The organism is Mesorhizobium sp. B2-4-1, from assembly GCF_006442185.1.
Lineage (GTDB): Bacteria > Pseudomonadota > Alphaproteobacteria > Rhizobiales > Rhizobiaceae > Mesorhizobium.
Map to the genome: position 1 here is coordinate 136,509 of NZ_VFVN01000007.1, position 15,734 is coordinate 152,242.

General features: G+C 62.1%; 14 protein-coding genes and 1 pseudogene. 10 read left to right on the forward strand and 5 right to left on the reverse strand.

What is annotated here, in order from left to right:
• Both FJ949_RS19130 and FJ949_RS19135 read right to left on the reverse strand, forming a co-directional pair.
• Positions 1-648 carry an amino acid ABC transporter permease gene (locus tag FJ949_RS19130; protein ID WP_140498321.1) on the reverse strand — a complete coding sequence of 216 codons (648 nt, stop codon included), beginning with the start codon at positions 646-648 and terminating at the stop codon, positions 1-3.
• A 110-nt stretch (positions 649-758) separates the two neighbouring features.
• Complete coding sequence (locus FJ949_RS19135; protein WP_140498322.1) at positions 759-1,613, reverse strand: transporter substrate-binding domain-containing protein; 855 nt, start codon at positions 1,611-1,613, stop codon at positions 759-761.
• A gap of 298 nt (positions 1,614-1,911) precedes the next feature.
• Here FJ949_RS19135 and FJ949_RS19140 point away from each other — a divergent pair, with 298 nt between their 5' ends.
• Positions 1,912-2,871, forward strand: coding sequence for a LysR family transcriptional regulator (locus tag FJ949_RS19140; protein WP_140498323.1), 960 nt, complete (start codon positions 1,912-1,914; stop codon positions 2,869-2,871).
• A 75-nt stretch (positions 2,872-2,946) separates the two neighbouring features.
• Here FJ949_RS19140 and FJ949_RS19145 read toward each other — a convergent pair whose 3' ends face one another.
• From FJ949_RS19145 to FJ949_RS30720, 3 genes and pseudogenes are all read right to left on the reverse strand, one after another.
• On the reverse strand, positions 2,947-3,579 hold the full coding sequence (locus tag FJ949_RS19145) for an urea carboxylase-associated family protein (RefSeq protein ID WP_140498324.1): 633 nt from the start codon (positions 3,577-3,579) through the stop codon (positions 2,947-2,949).
• A 17-nt stretch (positions 3,580-3,596) separates the two neighbouring features.
• Positions 3,597-4,565 carry an agmatinase gene (speB, locus tag FJ949_RS19150; protein ID WP_140498325.1) on the reverse strand — a complete coding sequence of 323 codons (969 nt, stop codon included), beginning with the start codon at positions 4,563-4,565 and terminating at the stop codon, positions 3,597-3,599.
• 260 nt (positions 4,566-4,825) lie between these two features.
• Positions 4,826-4,963, reverse strand: a pseudogene (locus FJ949_RS30720) (tyrosine-type recombinase/integrase); the annotation flags it as partial.
• 97 nt (positions 4,964-5,060) lie between these two features.
• Here FJ949_RS30720 and FJ949_RS19160 point away from each other — a divergent pair.
• The 9 genes from FJ949_RS19160 to FJ949_RS19200 all read left to right on the forward strand — a co-directional run bounded on the left by FJ949_RS19160 (position 5,061) and on the right by FJ949_RS19200 (position 15,512).
• Positions 5,061-5,807, forward strand: a complete 747-nt coding sequence (locus FJ949_RS19160; protein WP_140498326.1) for an FCD domain-containing protein — start codon at positions 5,061-5,063, stop codon at positions 5,805-5,807.
• Positions 5,808-5,858: 51 nt separating this feature from the next.
• Positions 5,859-6,842 carry a substrate-binding domain-containing protein gene (locus FJ949_RS19165; protein ID WP_140498327.1) on the forward strand — a complete coding sequence of 328 codons (984 nt, stop codon included), beginning with the start codon at positions 5,859-5,861 and terminating at the stop codon, positions 6,840-6,842.
• 80 nt (positions 6,843-6,922) lie between these two features.
• Positions 6,923-8,830 carry a sugar ABC transporter ATP-binding protein gene (locus FJ949_RS19170; RefSeq protein WP_140498328.1) on the forward strand — a complete coding sequence of 636 codons (1,908 nt, stop codon included), beginning with the start codon at positions 6,923-6,925 and terminating at the stop codon, positions 8,828-8,830.
• A 23-nt stretch (positions 8,831-8,853) separates the two neighbouring features.
• The gene (locus FJ949_RS19175) at positions 8,854-9,792 is read left to right on the forward strand and encodes an ABC transporter permease (RefSeq protein WP_224619126.1); all 939 of its coding nucleotides are present in this window, start codon (positions 8,854-8,856) and stop codon (positions 9,790-9,792) included.
• A gap of 15 nt (positions 9,793-9,807) precedes the next feature.
• The gene (locus FJ949_RS19180) at positions 9,808-11,763 is read left to right on the forward strand and encodes a hypothetical protein (RefSeq protein WP_140498330.1); all 1,956 of its coding nucleotides are present in this window, start codon (positions 9,808-9,810) and stop codon (positions 11,761-11,763) included.
• A 41-nt stretch (positions 11,764-11,804) separates the two neighbouring features.
• The gene (gene denD, locus FJ949_RS19185; protein WP_140498331.1) at positions 11,805-12,791 is read left to right on the forward strand and encodes a D-erythronate dehydrogenase; all 987 of its coding nucleotides are present in this window, start codon (positions 11,805-11,807) and stop codon (positions 12,789-12,791) included.
• Positions 12,792-12,844: 53 nt separating this feature from the next.
• Positions 12,845-14,110 carry a 3-oxo-tetronate kinase gene (gene otnK, locus FJ949_RS19190; RefSeq protein ID WP_140498332.1) on the forward strand — a complete coding sequence of 422 codons (1,266 nt, stop codon included), beginning with the start codon at positions 12,845-12,847 and terminating at the stop codon, positions 14,108-14,110.
• Positions 14,107-14,760, forward strand: coding sequence for a 3-oxo-tetronate 4-phosphate decarboxylase (otnC, locus tag FJ949_RS19195; protein ID WP_140498333.1), 654 nt, complete (start codon positions 14,107-14,109; stop codon positions 14,758-14,760). Before otnK ends, otnC begins: the two co-directional genes overlap by 4 nt.
• Entirely contained in the window at positions 14,760-15,512 is a 753-nt protein-coding gene (locus FJ949_RS19200; protein WP_140498334.1) for a TIM barrel protein, read from the forward strand. Before otnC ends, FJ949_RS19200 begins: the two co-directional genes overlap by 1 nt.
• Positions 15,513-15,734: the final 222 nt, after the last annotated feature.

Below are 15,734 nucleotides of genomic sequence, written 5' to 3' on the forward strand. Positions count from 1 at the left end.
TCAGGCCCTCCGCGCCAGCCGTTGCTCGGCCATGCGGCCGATCAGCGACAGAAGGAAATTGATGACGATATAGATGACGGCGGCGGTGATGTAGATTTCGAACGGGCGATAAGTGGTCGCGACGATCTGCTGGCTTACCCGCATCAGTTCCGTCACCGCGATGACGGAGACCAGCGATGAGTTTTTCAGGATGCTGATGGTCTCATTGACCAGCGACGGGATGACGAGGCGCAATATCTGGGGCACGAGTATATGCTGGCGCCCCGCCCATTTGCGTATGCCTACCATGCGCGCCGCCTCCAGTTGCCCTGGTGGAATGGCCAAAAGTCCGCCGCGAAATATCTCGGCCTGGAAGGCGATCGTGTTCAGGGTCAGCGCGAGGATGGCCGCGAGGATGGGCGCTACATTGATGCCGATGAGCGGCAGCAGGTAATAGATAATCAGCAACTGCACGAGGATGGGCGTGCCGCGCCACACGCTTTGATAGATGCGCGAAAAGCAGCGCAGCCACGCCTTCTTCGAGGTGACGCCGAAGCACAGGACGAGGCCGAGCGGCATGCCGAGGATGATGGCGACGCCCGACACCAGGATGGTCATGCCCGCGCCCCAGAGTATGATGGGCAGGTTGTTCTGGATGAGGGCGAACATTGCCAAGTCGTCAGACCTTATGGACTTGAGGTCAGGCTTGCAGCCTGTGCGTTTTTAGGCAGGCGAGGCTGGAAAGCCTCACCTTTATCCGGGCGTTGGATGCCGACTCGTCAGCTCTTGGGTTCGGGCAGAGCGTCCGTCGGCAGTTTCATGGTGAAGCCGAACCACTTTTCCTGAAGTTTGGCCATGGTTCCATCGGCGGCGAGCTTGCGGAACTGGTCATCGATGAAGTCGGCAAGCGCCTTGCTGTCGTCGTCCTTGCGGAAGGCCCAGCTGAAATAGGTCGGGTCCCCGAACGTTGTGCGGATGGTTTCGAAGACGTCGCCGCGCTGCGTCTGCAGGTAGAGCAGATTGGGCAGGGAATTCACGACGGCATCCGTGCGCCCGGCAGCGAGATCGGCATAGGCTTCATTGAAGTCGACATAGGTCTGGATGGTGGCGATCGGCGCCAGGCCTTTTGCCTTTAAATTCTCGGAAAAGGCCTCGGTGCCCTTGAGCTGTGCCGAGCCGGCCTGCGTGCCGACATTTTTGCCGCTCAGGTCTTCGGGCGTGTTCAAGGCGGCGTCGCCTTTGCGCTTGACGTAGGAGAACGACGCGTCGGCGATTGGCAGAGACAGCCTGTAGGTATCGTAGCGCTGTTTGTTAACGGTGACGGAGGTTATGATGGCATCGAACTTCTCCGTCTGCAAACCGGGCAGCAAGCCCTGGAACGGCAGGTCGAGCCGGTTCACCTTCACGTCCGGCAGCGCCTTCATGACTTCTTCGAAGAGGTCAACTCCGTAGCCTACGATCTTGCCGTTTTCGACATATTCGAACGGCGGGTAGCGGGCCTCGGACGCGATGGTGATTTCCCCCTTTGCCTTGATCCGATCCAGAAGATCGGAGGCGGTGGCAATGCTCGCCACGGCGAGCGAGAGCGACGCGGCCAACAGCGTCGAAGTGCACAGTTTCAAAGTGGATCGCATAACTTCCTCCAGTTTCGTATGTTCCCGTTTATTATGGATTATTTGGAGTCTGAGGCTTCTGTACGCGCTCAGGAATCTCGCATGCGTGACGAGCCTTAAACCTCCAGGTCGTCAGCCGGCTGCAATGCCGGCCCGATTGTTTGCTTCCCCAGTGGCATGACGGCACGGCACCATCTGGTAGGGCAGCATGGCAGGATTGAATCTTTGATAAACATGGAAGGAATAGACTATACATCGAAGTTGACGATGTAAGGCTGATACGCAACACCGTCTGAGAGGCTCAAGGAGGAGTGTCAGAATGCGTCTGTCGGTTGCCGACATTCGTGCGCTCAGGGTTTTCCGCTCGGTGGTCGAGCATGGCGGATTTACCGGAGCACAGCTTGCTTTGGCGATGAGCCAATCGACGATCAGTTTCCAAATCAACGCGTTGGAGGAACGGCTGGGGTTTTCGCTATGCCAACGCGGCAGGCGCGGCTTCGAACTGACCGATAGGGGCACCGCGGTCTATGAATATTCCCATTCGCTGACTTCAGCGCTGTCGGCGTTCGAGATGCAACTGGGCGAACTGCGCTCCAAGGCGACGGGTGTGCTGCGCGTCGGGATCGTCGATGCCACCGTTACCGATTCAGCCCTGGGCCTCGATGACGTCATTCATCAGTTTATCAAGAAAGCCAGCGAAGTCGATCTGCGCATCACCATCGGCTCGCCTGAACAGCTTATCGCGGAAACCGCCAAGGGCGGGATCGACTTCGCGATCTCCCCCCGCATCAAATTGCTGCCCGGCTATTCGCAGACCGAGTTCCATTATGAAATCAACTCGCTCTACTGCAGCGAGCGCCACCCGCTGTTTTCCCGCAAGCTGGTGACAAAGGCTGATGTGGAAGCATCGCAGATGGTGGTGCGCCCTTATGCCAACAAGTCGGAATTGCAGCATTTCCCCAACGCGCATGTCGGCGCCTATGCTTCGAATATCGAGGCGCAGGCAATGTATATCCTGAGCGGCCACTTCGTCGGCTATCTGCCGGATCACATGACCGTCACGTTTAGACAGAACAACCGGCTTAAGGCGCTGCTTATTCCCGAGGCGCAGATCCGCTCGCCCTTCGTCATCATCGCGCCAAAGCACAAGAAAGCGTCGCTGTCGCAGAGGATTTTTTTTCAGGAACTGCGCAAAAGGGTGGGGAGTGCCGAAAAATCGGCCGGAAAAGGGCAAGCCGCCGACGCAAAAAACAAGATGCCCAAGGTACGCGGCATGTAAAAACTCCTTTATGCATTGATCCCGAAAAGCGGGAGCCGCTTTTTCGGGATCAATGGTCTGAATGCTGGCTGCGCTTTAAAGGCGCGGCGCCTTGGCGTCGATCCGATAATGCGCTTCGGTTGGAACGCAGCCTTGACCGTTTACCGGAATGAGGTCCTGGGGGCAGGCTGAGAACGCGACGATCAAATCCATTTCCGCGCACATCGACACATAGGAGCCCGGTCCCGCCACCGGTGCCTCGAAGGTGACCGAACCGTCTTCGCCGACGGGAATGTTCATGAACAGGTTGAGCGGCGAAGGGGTTTCGGGTGGCGTCAGCCCGACCGCGCCGAGGGCCGTCGCCAGATTGTCGGTGCAGTTGTCATGGTGCCCGACATGGCCCAACTGCTGGTAGCGATAGCGGTCGCAGGCGGCGATCAGCGTATCGTGCACGCCACCCGACGTGTCCTGTATCAGGGTCAGCATCGGACGCCGCCTGTTGCTGCACAGCGTGTCGCCGTTCTTCGGGTTCACCTTGAGCATGGCTCCACGACTGTGCTCCATCGACATGAATTCCGCGATATCGTCGGCGCAGAAGGCCCAGGTGTCCACCACCTGGGTGCCGTGGGTGTTGATGACGGTGATCACCTGGCCTTGGGCAACGCGCGTCGCCACGCCCTTGCGGGCAGGAATGACGTGAACCTGACCGTTACTTGCGTTCGTTGGCATCGTTGAATTCCTTTCGTTCAGCGTCCGCGCGCTCCGTGTTCGACAAAGATATAGCCGAGAAAGTTCAGGAGTACCTGTGCTGCTAGAAAGCCGGTGATGCCCGAAGGGTCGTAAGCCGGGGCCACCTCGACGAGGTCGATGCCGACGACGTCGCCGCGCTTCACAAGGCCCCGGAGCATTTCCATTACTTCATAATACAGGAAGCCGCCATGGCTAGGCGTGCCAGTGCCCGGCGCAATCGACGGATCGAAACCGTCGATGTCGATCGTCACATAGTAACGTACGCCTTCCGGAATGGTCGCCAGAACACCTTCGACGCCGAGCTTGCGCGCCTGGCGGACGGAAAGGATCGTCGAGCCGCGTTGGCGCGCATCCTCGTAACCGTCGCGGGCGGTCGAGGAGACGTTGCGGATGCCGATCTGGCTGAGGCCGCTGACATGCGACTGTTCGGCCGCGCGGCGCATCGGATTGCCGTGTCCTTCGCGCACGCCATGACGCACGTCGACAAAGTCGAGATGCGCATCGATCTGCACAATGTGAATGGGGCCATGTTCGCTGAACGCCCTGACGCAGGGAATGTTGATGGCATGGTCGCCGCCCAGGACGACGGGCAGCGCTCCGCGTTCAAGAATCTTGCGGACCGCCATTTCCGTATTCGCGTGGCTGGCCACGGTATCGGTATGCACGATATCCGCGTCGCCTATATCAACGATCCGTACCTTGTCGAGCGGCAGATAGATTTGGTCGTCCTCATGGTCGTAAGCGCCGGCATGACCGAAGGAAAACAGCGTCGAGGCCTCGCGGATGGCGCGCGGGCCGAAACGTGCACCGGAGCGGTACTGGGTCCCCATGTCGAAGGGCACACCCAGCACGGCGACATCCGCATCGATCTTGTCCCAATCAAGGCAGATCGGCCGTTTACCGAAGGTGCTAAGCCCAACGAAGGGGAGATCGAGCCGCCCGCCCTCATACCCGTGTCCAGACATCGAGACTCTCCCTTTCGGATAAACCTCACGCCATCCGGCGGCGACCTTCGATATGAGCCGAAGCGCTTAAGCTGGAGTGAGCACGACAGGCCTGCGGTCTGCCTGCCTCGTGGCTAGCATGGTCCTGCCACTCCTATCCATCACGAGTATCGGGCGTTCATATCGATTTATCCGGAAATTGGCCGTATTAGGGTTAGAACAAGAGCAGCCCGAAACCGATGGAAGGAAGACTCCCGCTCCGCCGGTGAGCGCTGTCGTTCGAGCTTGCTGTGCCCGAGCAGCACCTGGATGACGCTGATGTCGACATCCTGCTCAAGCAGGTGAGTGGCGAAGCTGTGCCGGAGAGTATGCGGGCTGAGAACGTTCTCACCGCTCCCAAAGCAATATCTCTTGTCAGCCGAGATTTGACGGCCGCGTCTCGCTATTGACGCACAGCTGAAGCAGGCCTACTGGTACATATACCGGACCACTAGACCTCTTCGGATGTAAGGACGGATGGACCTACGAGCGATTCTGACCGACGACGGGAGTGCGCTTGGCGGCGTGCCGAAGCATTCGATGAAGGACTTCGTCGTCCAGAAGATCGCGACATTCATTGCGACCGGCATTCTTGACGTGGGGGACCCGTTGCCAAGCGAGCGTGAACTTGCGGGCGCTTTGTCGGTAAGCCGCGAGACGGTGCGCGGTGCGATCCTAATCCTTTCCACAAAGGGCATCCTTTCCGTCGCCCAAGGCACGCGGACAGTGGTGGCCTCGACGGAAGTCGGGGAACTCGCGGTCCAATCGGCCCGCTATCGCGACATTTCCAGGTACAGTCTTGACGACGTGCATGAGGCGCGGTTGCTGATCGAAGATCAGGTGGCGCGGGCCGCGGCCGTCCGGGTTGAAGCCGCGACGCTCGAGACCCTGCAAAAATCGATCGAGGCGCAGGAAGCGGCGATCGACGATCCCGTTCGCTTCCTCATTTGCGATCGCGAATTTCACACGGCCATCTATCGGGCGGGCGGCAATGCCGCGCTGGCGGATATCGCCGCCGATCTCTATTCCTACCTTCTCGACCATCGGCGGCGAGCAGTCGCCCAGCCTTCAAGCATCGCAACGAGCATCGCCGATCACCGTGCCATTCTTGCGGGACTTGAGGCGCGCGATTCCGAGGCGGCCGCAAGGGCCTTCGCGGTCCACGAAACACGCATCTACACCACGACCAAGCAGCTTTTAACGCAATCCGCTCGAAAGGGATAAGAATAGGGGCGGATTGCCGGGCAACCATGCAGCACAACAGGAGGAGTTCCCATGCTGACAAGACGCCTTTTTGCCACCGCAGCCCTCGCGGGCGTTGTCGCGCTGACCGGCATTGCCGGGACGGCGACCGCCGCTCTCGCCGAATCCAAGGAGTTGGTCTATCTGACTCCAGGCCTTGATCTTGCCTTCTGGCGATACCTCTCCAAGGGCATCGAGAATGTCGCAACCAAGGGAGGCTACACCTATCAGGCGCTGGATTCGGGCAACAATGCCCAGACCCAGCTTAAAAATGCCAAGGACGCGATCGCCCGCGGCGTCGCCGGGATTATCATCTCTCCGACAGACAGTTCAACCGCGCCGGCCGTGCTCGATCTCGCCAAGCAGGCGAACATTCCCGTGGTCATCGCCGACATCGGCACGGACAGCGGCGACTATGTGTCCTTCATCATCTCTGACAATTATCAGGGCGCGAACGGCGTCGGCAAAGCGCTGGCCGAGGCAATGAAGGCCGCCGGCAAGCAGGACGGCAGCGTGGGCATTGTCGGCATCAGCCAGGCCCGCCTCAACGGCCAGGCCCGCACCAAGGGCTTCAAGGACGCGATGACAGAGGCTGGCATCACCAAGGAAGCCGGGCTGCAGCAGATGCAGACCTACACCGCGGACGAAACCTTCAAGTTCACGCAGGATATGACGACCGCGAATCCGGACATGAAGGGCCTCTTCGTCCAGACCGACGGCCCGACGCTGGGCGCCTTGCAGGCAATCAAGGCGGCCCGCCTCACCGGCGACGTGCTGGTTGCCGGTTTCGACGGCGTGCCGGAATTCGTGCCGTTGCTGCAGTCGGGCGAACTGGTCGTTTCGGGCATGCAGCAGCCGTATCTGATGGGCCAGGAATCGGGACGCGCGATGGTCGACCATCTCGGCGGCAAGACTCCCGAAAAGAAAATCCTCGTGCCGATCAAGATCGTGACCAGCAAGAACATCGAGCAGGAGCTTCCAACCATCAAGGAAACGGTCTTCGCCAACGAGATGTAATCGGGGCCTGGCCGACATAGGCCGTCCGGGGGCACCCTCCCCCGGACGCTTTATTCGTACCACTTGGAGTGTGTCCTCGGATGGTAGACAGCAGCAAGATTCCCGAGCCGCTTCTCGTGGCTCGTGGCGTCACCCGCCTGTTTGGGAACGCCTACGCGCTCAGCAACGCGTCGATAGCGCTCTGCCGGTACGAGATCTGCGGATTGCTGGGCGCGAACGGCGCGGGAAAATCGACGCTGTCACGGATCGTTTGCGGACACCTGCCGCCTTCATCGGGCGAGATACTCTTCAAGGGTGCTCCCTTGACCGTCGGATCCGCGCGCGACGCGCTGCGTTCCGGCATTGCCCTCGTGGCACAGGAAACCAGTCTGGCGCCCGACATGAGCGTGCTGGAGAATATCTTCCTACCCAGCTACGCGATGCCGGGCCGTCTGTCTTTCAGCCAGTTGCGACACAGGGCGCAGATCATCCTGTCGGAACTTGGCCACGACCACGTACTGCCACTCGACATCGAGGTGCGCCGGCTCTCGGCAGCGCAACGCCAACTCGTCGAAATAGCCAAGGCGTTGGCCCTCAACGCCGATCTTGTCATCTTCGACGAGCCGACGGCCTCCCTCTCGCCGATCGAGGTTGACCGGCTGTTCGAGATCATGGGACGGCTGAAAAACAGCGGGAAGGCACTCGCCTTCGTGTCGCATCGGCTCGAGGAGGTCTTCGCAGTCACCGATCGCGTCACAATCCTGCGCGAGGGCAAGACCGTGGCCGAAAGCGTGCCTACGGCGGGGCTCACGCAGGCCGACGTCATCCGCCACATGGTGGGACGCGACATCGGAAATGTGTATCGAAAGGCCGTCTCGCGAGTGACCACTAACGAGCAGCCGGTGGCTCTGGAGGTAATTGGGCTCAAAGCCCCGCCTTTCGTGCGTGACGTCTCGTTCACGGTGCGCAGGGGTGAAATTCTCGGCCTCGGCGGGCTTGTCGGAGCTGGACGCTCGGAGAGCGCCGAAGCGATATTCGGACTGCGCCACCGCAGCCGCGGGCGCGTCCTTGTCGGCGGCAAGGAGATTGCCCCCAACAGCCCTATCGCGGCAATCCGCGCCGGTCTCGGAATGGTCGCCGAGGACCGGCGGGCCCAGAACATCGTGCCCGACATGACGGTCGGCGAAAATCTCTTCCTCGCCCAGATGGGCAAGCACAGGGGTTTCGGGCGAGGCCATTCGGCGCGCCGCAAGCAGGCCAGCGAGCTGATTTCGCGTCTCGACCTTCCGACCGACCGCATGGATGCAAACCTTCTGCACTTCTCCGGCGGCATGCAGCAGAAGATCATTATCGCGCGCTGGCTGCTGATCGAGCCCGAAGTGCTCATCCTCGACGAGCCTACGAAAGGCGTCGACATAGGGACACGCCAGGCAATCTACGAGCTGCTGCGCGAGGTGGCCGAAAGGGGGATAGCCGTAGTCGTGATCTCCTCGGATTTCCAGGAATTACTGGGGATCTGCGAGCGGGTCGTCGTGGTGAGTGACGGCTATACCATCGCCGACCTGCCCGCCTCGCGACTGAGCGAAGAGAGCCTGACGCTGCTCGCCGCGCCCCGAAGCTCAGCCGAGCGCAACACGGCATTCCTGCGCGATCTTGTCGCCAGCCATGGCGGCACGGCATTTTGGGGATTGATCGACGACGACCGGTTCGTCTGCCTCGCCCTCGCCGAGGGTACGCCGGGTGCAACGATGGGACTCGCGGCCGGGCATGTCTATCTTGCGCAGGAGACGGCAATCCCCCTCGCGCTTGGAAGGCGTCAACCCGGCATCGTGACCGAGAATGACGGCCGCTCTACCTTGCTTGCACCACTGTCCAATCGCCGAGGGCACGATCTGGGATGGATCGGGCTCAGCCTGCCGGCCGGCTCCAGGCTGCCGGACGCCGGGGCCCTGTCGGCCCGGATCGCCGGCCTGTTCGATACACCTCAAGACGAAAAGATCGACGCATGAACGCGCCCACACGATCCTTTGCGATGCCCAGATTCGCCAGCACGCTTGAGTTCCGGATGCTCTGCCTCGCCATGGTGCTTGCGGTGATCCTGTCGTTCATCTCGCCGCACTTCTTCACCGAGCGGAACATGTTCAACATACTCGACCAATCGGTGGTGCTTGGCATAGTTGCCGTCGGCATGACCCTGGTGATCCTGACTGGCGGCATCGACCTTTCCGTCGGGTCGGTCGCGGGCGTGACCGGCATCATCCTCGCCCTACTCCTGAAGGAATTCCCCATTCCGGTGGCGATCGCGCTCGCCATAGGTTGCGGCGCCCTGATCGGGCTTTTCTCCGGCGTTCTCATCGCAGTGTTCGGCCTGGCGCCCTTCGTGGTGACGCTCGGGGTCATGGCGATGGGGCGCAGTCTCGCCTACATCGTGTCGGGACAGCGCTCGATTTCGGGACTGCCCATGGGGCTGCAGAATATCGTCTACACGAACCTGCTGGGCATCCCCGCCAACGTCATCTTCCTCATCGCGCTCTACCTCGCCACCTGGGCGTGGCTGACATATTCCAAGGGCGGGCGAACCATCTACGCGGTCGGCTCGAACATCGAAGCCGCCCGGGCGGCCGGCCTCAACACCCTCTTCTACTCGATCTTTCCCTACGTGGCGTCCGGTGCCCTTTCGGCGACGGCGATGACCTTTTCGCTGGCGCAGATCATGTCGGCTGACCCGATCGGGGGGAACCAGCTTGAACTCGACGCCATCGCGGCCGTGGTCATCGGTGGCGCGAGCCTCTACGGCGGACGAGGCACGATATTCGGCACGCTGATGGGGGTTCTGATCATGGTGATGATCCGCAATGGCCTCAACCTGCTCGGCGTCTCGCCGTTCTGGCAGGGGACCGCCATCGGCGCCATCATCATCCTCGCCTTGCTGGCCGAGCGCCTCATCACCTGGAAATCGCGCCGCGTTTGAGACCAGGAGAATCCTATGACACAGTCCGATCCTTCCCGCGCCGTCCGCCTCTACGGCACCGAAGAACTACCGGCAGAGGAGCGGCTACTGAGCGCCGGGCCCCTCAGCGTGCTTTTCGACGGCGCGAACCTGCGCGACTGCCGCATGCATGGCGAAGAGGTGATCCGCGCAATCTCGTTCGTGGTCCGCGACAAGGACTGGGCGACGCTCATTCCGAAGATCACCGACCTGGTCGTCGAAAAGGACGACGATCGCTTTCGTGTGGCCTATCGCGCAAGCGTTGCCAGCAAAGGCGAGACCTTCGGCTATGACGTGGGCATCGCTGGTACCGCGGCAGGCGTTCTGACCTATTCGGCTCGCGGAACCACGCCGACCGGGCTTCTCACGAACCGGACCGGCTTTGTCGTCCTGCATCCCATAGATGGCATAAGCGGCGCGGCCGCCACGATCACGCACACAAGCGGCGAGAGGGTCGAGACACGGTTTCCTGTGGAGATCGATCCGGTGCAGCCGATGATGGATCTGCGTGAAATCTCGCACCGTACTCCCGGCGGGCTGGAGGTCAGCTGCCTTATGGAGGGCGACGCGTTCGAGATGGAGGACCAGCGGAACTGGACCGACGCCTCCTACAAGACCTATGTTCGTCCCCTCGCTCTGCCCTGGCCATACAGGATCGAGCCCGGCGAGGTCGTCGAACAGAAGATCACCCTGACCGTCAAGGGCTCTCCCAAGGGTCCGTCGCGTCAGGCGGGAGGCATCGCCGCCCTGACGCTCGGCGAGGCGGCGGACGCGATTCCACCTCTCGGCGTCGGATTGCATCCCGATGACGCTTCGGCCGCATTGCGGCATGTCGAGACGCTTGCCCAGCTCGGCGTCGCCCATGTCATCTGCCATTACGATCCGCGGCTCGGCCATGATGCCGAAACGCTGGCGAGGCAGGTCGAGATCGCCATCGCAATGGGCGCCCAACCCTGGCTCGAAGCAGTGGTCGAGCATGCCGACGATGCTGGCGCCGCGGCGGAAATCGACTCCCTGGGCAAGGTGGCCGCGAGGCTCGATCGTCGCTTCACGACGGTTCTGGTGTCGCCCGCACCCGATCTTAAATGCACGCTGCCCGGCAGCATCTGGCCGCCAGCGCCGGATGCGGCGAAGCTCTATGCGGCCGTGCGCGCGGCCTTCCCCGCATCTCGCATCGGCGGAGGCATGTTCAGCTTCTTCACCGAGCTCAACCGCAAACGTCCCCCGGCCGAGGCGATAGACCTCGTGACATTCACGACGGCGGCGATCTTCCACGCTGGTGACGACCGCTCCTTGATGGAGACGCTCGAATGCCTGCCGCATATTGTCAGGACCGTGCCGGCGATCGCCAAGGGCCGCCCATATTCCGTTGGGCCGTCCGCAATCGGGTTGCGCGACAATCCCTATGGCGAAGCGCCGGTCGCCAATCCCGCCAACATCCGGCAGGCGGTCAATTTCAATGATCCGCGCCAGCGGGGCGTCATGGGAGCGGCCTGGAACCTCGGCTACTTCGCCGCCTTCGCGGAAGGCGGCGCGGCGGCCATCGCGCTCGGCGCCGCGGTCGGCCCGTTCGGCGTCCTCTCCGTGCCGACGTCGTTTCCGCAGCCCTGGTTCGAAGGCAAGGGCGAGCTCTATCCTGTCTGGCACATCGTGCGAGGCCTGGCGAAGCTCAAAGGCTGCCCGCTCCGTCCGCTGCGATCGTCGGTCCCTGGCGCAGTGCGAGGGATCGCGGCGGTTTCCGAAAAAGGCACCGAGCTGTGGTTATGCAACCCCTCGCCCAACGCGCTGGAGGTGCGCCTCCCCGAAGGCTTCGCGCGCGCTGCAATTCTTGACGCCTCATCTTTCGTCGCGGCATCGCGCCAACCGGATCTGCTCGATCGGCTGACGCATGACGGAACGCAAACCCTGTCGCTCGAAGCCTACGCAGTCGTGCGCGCGCTCAGGCAGGTCTGAAGCGGCATCACAAACCAGTCCCGGAAGAGAACGGAGCATCCATGCATATACTCATCATTGGCGCTGGTGGAATGATCGGCCGCAAACTCGCGGCCGAGCTTTCGCGGACAGCATCGCTTGGAGATCGAAAGATCGACCGGATGACGCTGGCGGACGTGACGAAGCCGCCGGTGCCAACCGGTGACATAGGTTTTGTCGAAGCCATTGCCGCCGATATTTCCGCTCCCGGCGCAGCGCAGGATCTGGCCGCGCGCCGCGCGGATGTGATCTTCCATCTCGCGGCCATCGTGTCCGGCGAAGCGGAACGCGATTTCGAGAAGGGCTATCGCATCAATATGGACGGCACGCGCGCTCTTTTCGAGGCGATCCGGCTGGAAGGAACCCGGCGGAAATATATCCCCAGGCTGGTGTTCACCTCCTCGGTTGCTGTCTATGGCGCGCCTCTGCCCGACCCTATTCCCGACGACTACATCCTTGCCCCGCTGACCAGCTACGGCACCCAGAAGGCGATATCCGAGCTGTTGCTGGCCGACTATTCGCGCCGCGGCTTCCTCGACGGCGTCGGGATACGCCTGCCGACGATCGTCATTCGGCCCGGCGCTCCCAACGCGGCAGCCTCGGGCTTCTTCTCCGGCATCCTGCGCGAGCCACTCGCCGGGCAGCGCTCCGTGCTGCCGGTGAAGGAGACCGTCAAGCATTGGCTGGCGAGCCCGCGCTCGGCGGTAGCCTTCCTCATCCATGCCGCGATGCTCGATACATCCGCGCTGGGCGCCCGGCGCACGCTGAACATGCCGGGTGTCGCGGCCACGGTCTCCGACCAGATTGCCGCGCTCCGCCGCGTGGCAGGGGCCGAAGCCGAGGCGTTGATAGACCGCACGCCGGACGAGGCGATCGAGGCCATTATTGCCGGGTGGCCGAAATCCTTCACGCCCAGGCTGGCCAACAGTCTGGGCTTTGTGGCCGAAAGCACGGTCGACGAACTGATCGCGGTTTACCTGGCGGACGACGCCCCGAAGACCATCCCTTAACCGTTAGGGCATGGTCGCCAAAGTTCCGTGAAAGTTGAAACTGGGGAATTCCGATGCTTCTGGGCTGCATAGGCGATGATTTCACCGGGTCTTCCGACCTGGCCAACACGCTTGCAAAGGGGGGCATGCGCACGGTCCAGTACAACGGCGTTCCCAACACCGCCTCCGACCGCTCGGTTGACGCGGGCGTCGTTGCCCTGAAGACCAGAACGATATCCGCCTCGGAGGCGGTGAAGCAGTCGCTCGCGGCGTTGGAGTGGCTTCGACGCCAAGGCTGCCGCCAATATCTGTTCAAGTACTGCTCGACATTCGACTCGACGCCCGAAGGCAATATCGGTCCCGTGCTGGACGCTCTTGGCGACGCGTTGGGAGCGGCACGCGCGATCGTCTGTCCGGCGTTTCCCGCAACCGGCCGGTCGATCTACCAGGGGCATCTTTTCGTCAACGATCAGCTGTTGAGCGAATCCGGCATGGAGAAGCATCCGCTTACGCCGATGACGGATCCCGATCTGCGGCGTTGGCTCGCGCGACAGACCAGGCGTGGGATCGGTCATATCCCCTACAGCGTCGTGGCGGAAGGAAGCGGCCCGATCAGGGATGCGCTGGAGGCAGCATCCGCCAGGGGCTCTCGTTACGTCGTGGTCGACGCCATCCAGGACAAGGACCTTATCGCCATTGGCGAGGCTGCCGAAGCCGATGTTCTGCTCAGCGGCGGTTCGGGAATAGCGCTGGGACTTCCGGCCAACTTTCGTCGGGCCGGGTTGATCGGCACGGCGGCCACGCATTGGAAGGGAATACAGGGGCCAGGGGCCGCGCTTTGCGGTTCGTGCTCGACCATGAGCCGGCGCCAGATTGCCGAGCACCGGAAAAACCATCCGACGCGCATTGTGGAGGTGGATGCGGTCGTGGACGGCACGGCCAATCCTGTTGAATATGCCGAGTGGGCGATCGGCCATCAGCACCACGGCTTGCCACTGGTGTTCTCGTCGGCCGATCCCGAAGCCGTCGCCGCCGCACAGAACCGCTACGGGAAGGAGCGCGTCGCGACGGCGGTTGAAGGTTTTTTCGGCGAACTGGCGCGTCAGCTTTCGGTGCGTGGCGTACGCCGGCTGGTTACGGCGGGCGGCGAGACATCGGGGGCCGTCGTATCAGCGCTCAACATTTCGTCATTCGAGATCGGACCGGAGATCGACCCCGGTGTTCCGGCGTTGAAGGCCCGTGACCCGGATATGGTGCTCGCCCTTAAATCGGGCAATTTCGGTTCGGCCGGGTTCTTCGAAAAGGCAGCCGACGTCCTTACGGGAGGCGTTCTACGATGAGCGATGAAACAAGACTCAGGGATCAGATCTGCAGCATCGCTGCGTCCATGTTCGCGCGCGGCCTCACTGCGGGAAGCTCGGGGAACATCTCCGCCCGCCTCGGCGATGGTCGGCTGCTCGTCACGCCGACAGGATCGTCCTTTGGCGCGCTCGACCCCGCCCGCCTGTCGCTCTTCGACGCTGAGGGACGGTTCCTGGACGGCGACAAGCCGACGAAGGAGATGCCGCTGCATCAGGCGTTCTACGAGACACGCGGCGCGCGCACCGGAGCGGTCGTCCATCTTCATTCGACCCATTCTGTCGCGGTTTCGCTTCTGCCCGACATCGATCCCGACAGCGTCTTCAAGCCGCTGACGGCCTATTCGATCATGCGGCTGGGAAAGGTGAAACTGCTGCCCTACATCCGGCCCGGCGATCCGGCGATGGGAGACGCCGTGCGCGGACTCGCTGGGAAACGGTCGGCCGTATTGCTGGCCCACCACGGACCCGTCGTCGCCGGCAAGGATCTCGAAGCCGCCGCCTACGCGATGGAGGAACTTGAGGAAACGGCCAAGCTCACGCTTCTCACCCAGGGCTTGCGGCCCAGGATCCTCGCGGCTCCGCAAATTCGCGAGTTGGTGGAACACTTTGACGTGGAGTGGGACGACTGATGCAACTTTCGGCCAATCTGGGATTTCTCTTTCGTGACCTAGCGCTTCCGGATGCGATCCGCTCGGCCAAGCGGCGCGGTTTCGCGGCGGTCGAGATGCATTGGCCGTACGATACCGACGCATCGGTGGTCGCGGCGCTGCTCGCCGAAACCGGTCTTCCGCTGCTTGGCATCAACACGGCCCGGGGGGATGTTGGGGCGGGTGATTTCGGCCTCTCCGCGCTGCCGGGCCGTGAAACGGAAGCGCGCGCGGCGATCGACCAGGCGGTTCAATGGGCAGCCGTAACAGGCTGCCGCAACATCCATGTGATGGCAGGAAAGGCAATCGGCGACGAAGCCTTCGCGACGTTCACCGGCAATTTGCGGTACGCTTCGAAGGCGGCGGCACGGCACAACATCGGCATATTGATCGAGCCCCTGAACCCGCGCGATGCGCCGGGCTATTTCCTCTCCGACCTTTCCACCGCATTGCGTGTGATCGATGCGACAGACGGTGCGGTAAAGGTAATGTTCGACTGCTATCACATGCAGATCATTCAAGGCGATTTGCTTAACTCGGTAAGGCAATTTTCCGACAAGATCGGCCATATCCAATTCGCCGCCGTACCGGATCGTAGCGAGCCCGATCACGGCGAGGTGGACTATGGCTGGCTCCTGCGCGCAATCGCGGACGCCGGCTATGATGGCGCATTCGGCGCCGAATATCGCCCCACTACCGATTCCTTTGCTTGGATGAAGCGTTTCGACCACTAGAGGCCTGAGTGCGCGTGCTTGGCGCGGCACGCTTTCGGCCCCGGTGGAGCCGATATCCACGCCAGACAGGAGGCGTGAGAACACCCGGTCGATAGCGGATCTGCCGCGTTCGGGATGGCCTTAGGCTAGAAAGCCGACCTTGCGTTCGAGGGGCCAATGCAACTGCCAGGGTCATATGCTGCTATGCTGCGATCAGGGACAAATGTCCCCTTTCAGAAGTTT

Excerpts from the sequence above, each read along its gene's own strand:
- FJ949_RS19130 (WP_140498321.1), bottom strand. The coding sequence starts at position 648 with ATGTTCGCCCTCATCCAGAACAACCTGCCCATCATACTCTGGGGCGCG.
- FJ949_RS19135 (WP_140498322.1), bottom strand. The coding sequence starts at position 1,613 with ATGCGATCCACTTTGAAACTGTGCACTTCGACGCTGTTGGCCGCGTCG.
- FJ949_RS19140 (WP_140498323.1), top strand. The coding sequence starts at position 1,912 with ATGCGTCTGTCGGTTGCCGACATTCGTGCGCTCAGGGTTTTCCGCTCG.
- FJ949_RS19145 (WP_140498324.1), bottom strand. The coding sequence starts at position 3,579 with ATGCCAACGAACGCAAGTAACGGTCAGGTTCACGTCATTCCTGCCCGC.
- speB (WP_140498325.1), bottom strand. The coding sequence starts at position 4,565 with ATGTCTGGACACGGGTATGAGGGCGGGCGGCTCGATCTCCCCTTCGTT.
- FJ949_RS19160 (WP_140498326.1), top strand. The coding sequence starts at position 5,061 with ATGGACCTACGAGCGATTCTGACCGACGACGGGAGTGCGCTTGGCGGC.
- FJ949_RS19165 (WP_140498327.1), top strand. The coding sequence starts at position 5,859 with ATGCTGACAAGACGCCTTTTTGCCACCGCAGCCCTCGCGGGCGTTGTC.
- FJ949_RS19170 (WP_140498328.1), top strand. The coding sequence starts at position 6,923 with ATGGTAGACAGCAGCAAGATTCCCGAGCCGCTTCTCGTGGCTCGTGGC.
- FJ949_RS19175 (WP_224619126.1), top strand. The coding sequence starts at position 8,854 with ATGCCCAGATTCGCCAGCACGCTTGAGTTCCGGATGCTCTGCCTCGCC.
- FJ949_RS19180 (WP_140498330.1), top strand. The coding sequence starts at position 9,808 with ATGACACAGTCCGATCCTTCCCGCGCCGTCCGCCTCTACGGCACCGAA.
- denD (WP_140498331.1), top strand. The coding sequence starts at position 11,805 with ATGCATATACTCATCATTGGCGCTGGTGGAATGATCGGCCGCAAACTC.
- otnK (WP_140498332.1), top strand. The coding sequence starts at position 12,845 with ATGCTTCTGGGCTGCATAGGCGATGATTTCACCGGGTCTTCCGACCTG.
- otnC (WP_140498333.1), top strand. The coding sequence starts at position 14,107 with ATGAGCGATGAAACAAGACTCAGGGATCAGATCTGCAGCATCGCTGCG.
- FJ949_RS19200 (WP_140498334.1), top strand. The coding sequence starts at position 14,760 with ATGCAACTTTCGGCCAATCTGGGATTTCTCTTTCGTGACCTAGCGCTT.